The sequence below is a fragment of the Brevundimonas sp. genome (assembly GCF_023259385.1).
In the GTDB taxonomy this organism is placed as follows: Bacteria; Pseudomonadota; Alphaproteobacteria; order Caulobacterales; family Caulobacteraceae; genus Brevundimonas.
This window is the reverse complement of the sequence record NZ_JAHFPF010000335.1, coordinates 1-2,888: the sequence shown is the minus strand read 5'-3', so window position 1 is coordinate 2,888 and position 2,888 is coordinate 1. Positions and strand designations below refer to the sequence as shown.

The 2,888-nt window shown below is 68.7% G+C and carries 2 protein-coding genes; both read left to right on the top strand.

Annotated features, from left to right (window positions below):
• Positions 1–2,295: vitamin B12 dependent-methionine synthase activation domain-containing protein (locus Q0C81_RS17830; protein ID WP_291841122.1), on the top strand; the 2,295-nt coding region annotated here is incomplete at its 5' end.
• Entirely contained in the window at positions 2,292–2,858 is a 567-nt protein-coding gene (locus Q0C81_RS17825) for a hypothetical protein (protein WP_291841119.1), read from the top strand. The genes Q0C81_RS17830 and Q0C81_RS17825, both read left to right, overlap by 4 nt.
• The last annotated feature ends 30 nt before the right edge of the window (positions 2,859–2,888 follow it).

The following is a 2,888-nucleotide window of genomic DNA, read 5'->3' as shown; positions in this document are numbered from 1 at the left end:
TACGGCGCCGCCGTGGTGGTCATGGCCTTCGATGAGGTCGGCCAGGCCGACACCGCCGCGCGCAAGATCGAGATCTGCACCCGCGCCTACCGTATTCTGGTGGACGAGGTCGGCTTCCCGCCCGAGGACATCATCTTCGACCCCAACATCTTCGCCGTGGCGACCGGGATCGAGGAGCACGACAACTACGCCGTCGACTTCATCGAGGCGACGAAGGTCATCAAGGCCACCCTGCCCTATGCGCGGGTGTCCGGCGGGGTGTCGAACGTCTCGTTCAGCTTCCGCGGCAATGAGCCGGTGCGCCGGGCGATCCACTCGGTCTTCCTCTACCACGCCATCGCGGCGGGCATGGATATGGGCATCGTCAACGCCGGCGACCTGCCGGTCTACGACGACATCGACGCCGCCCTGCGCGAGGCGGTCGAGGACGTGATCCTGAACCGGCCGCAGCGGACCAATGTGTCCAACACCGAGCGGCTGGTGGACATGGCGCCCAACTACAAGGGCGAGAAGGGCGCGGCGCGCGTCGTCGACCTGAAATGGCGCGAGCAGCCCGTCGGCCAACGCATCGCCCACGCCCTGGTCCACGGCATCACCGAGTTCATCGAGGCCGACACCGAGGAGGCGCGCCTTAGCGTCGAACGCCCCCTGCACGTCATCGAAGGTCCGCTGATGGACGGGATGAACGTGGTCGGCGACCTGTTCGGCGCGGGCAAGATGTTCCTGCCGCAGGTGGTGAAGTCGGCCCGGGTGATGAAGCAGGCCGTGGCCTGGCTGGAACCCTTTATGGAGGCCGAAAAGACCGGCAAGCCCCGCCAGCAGGCGGGCCGCATCCTGATGGCGACGGTCAAGGGCGACGTCCACGACATCGGCAAGAACATCGTCGGCGTCGTCCTGCAGTGTAACAACTATGAGGTCATCGACCTGGGCGTCATGGTCCCGGCCGACCGCATCCTCGACGAGGCGGTGGCCAACAACTGTGACATCGTCGGCCTGTCGGGCCTGATCACGCCGAGCCTCGACGAGATGGTCTTCGTCGCCTCGGAAATGGAGCGGCGCGGCCTGTCGATCCCGCTGCTGATCGGCGGCGCGACGACCAGCCGGACTCATACGGCGGTGAAGATCGAGCCGGCCTATCATCGCGGCTCGACCACCTATGTCATCGACGCTTCGCGTGCCGTCGGCGTGGTCGCGGGCCTGCTCTCGCCGACCGATAAGGCGAAGAACGAGGCCGCCACCCGCGACGAATACATCCGTATCCGGGAGCAGTTCGCCCGCGGCCAGGAGGTCAAGGCGCGCGCCGCCCTGCCCACCGCCCGCGCCAACCGTTTCCGGCCCCAGCCGACGACGCCCCTGCCCTCGCGCCCGTCCTTCCTCGGCGTGCGCGCCTTCGACAGCTGGGACCTGCAGGACCTCGCCGACCACATCGACTGGACGCCCTTCTTCGCCAGCTGGGAGCTGATCGGCCGCTATCCGCTGATCCTGGAGGACGAGATCGTCGGCGAGGCGGCCAAGGACCTCTTCAAGGACGCCCAGGCGATGCTGAAGCGCATCGTCCAGGAGAAGTGGTTCACCGCCAGGGGCGTGGTCGGCTTCTGGCCCGCCAATGCGCGCGGCGACGACATCGTGGTCTGGACCGACGATAGCCGCACCGTCGAGGCCGCCCGCTTCCACGGCCTGCGCCAGCAGATCGCCAAGACCAACGGCAAGCCGAATCTGTGCCTGTCCGACTTCGTGGCCGAGGACGGCGAGGATTTCCTCGGCGCCTTCGCCGTCACGGCGGGCCATGGCGAGCTGGAGAAGGCCGCGGAGTTCAAGGCCAGGGGCGACGACTATTCGGCCATCATGGCCACGGCCCTGGCCGACCGCCTGGCCGAGGCCTTCGCCGAACGGCTGCACAAGGAAGTGCGCACCCAGCTGTGGGGTTACGTTCCGGACGAGCAGACCAGCGTCGATGACCTGATCGCCGAGACCTACCAGGGCATCCGCCCCGCCCCCGGCTATCCGGCCCAGCCTGATCACACCGAAAAGGCGACGCTGTTCAGCCTGTTGCAGGCGGAAACCAACGCGGGAATGCAGCTGACCGAGAGCTTCGCCATGACGCCGCCCGCTTCGGTGTCCGGTCTCTATTTCGGCCATGCCGAGAGCCACTACTTCGGCGTCGGCAAGATCGACCGCGACCAGATCGAGGACTACGCCCGCCGCAAGGGCTGGGACGTGGCGACCGCCGAACGCTGGCTCTCGCCGATCCTCAACTATGATCCCAACGCCATGGCGCGGACCGCGGCGGCGTGATGCGCTGGCTGGCGGCGCCGCTGGTGATCGCCGCCGTCGTCGGCCTGGTGGCCGGACTCTTCTTCGGCGCGGCGTTGCTGGCCGACCGGCTGGTTCCACCCCGCGCCCGGCAGACGGTTCGCAGCACAGGCATGCAGGTGAGTTCCGGCCTGTTCGCCCTCGCGGCAGGCCTGATCTTCGGCGGACTGGGGTTCCTGGCCCGCGCCCATGAGCGGCCCGGCCAGCTCTGGCCTTGGCTCGGTCTTGTGGCCGCCTTGGTCGCGACGGGCCTCTACCTCTTTGCGGCCGGCGCGCGCGAGCGGATCCGCTGGAACCGCAAGGGGATCGAACAGACCAGGCTGCTGCTCCCGCCCCGCGCCTTCGCATGGACCGAGATCACCGGGCTGGAGCCGCGCGGCACGCGTCTGGGCCTGCGCGTCGGCGGTCGGCGCGTGGTCCTGTGCGACCTGGGCGCCGAGGGGATCGACGGCCTGCTGAAGGCGGCGGAACGGGAAGGCGTGCCCGGCGTCGCCCAAGTCCGCCTTCACCTGCCCCGGGATCGCGGGAACCGATCCCCGCGCTGATCCCTACTCCAGCCCGACGTCGCGCGGCGT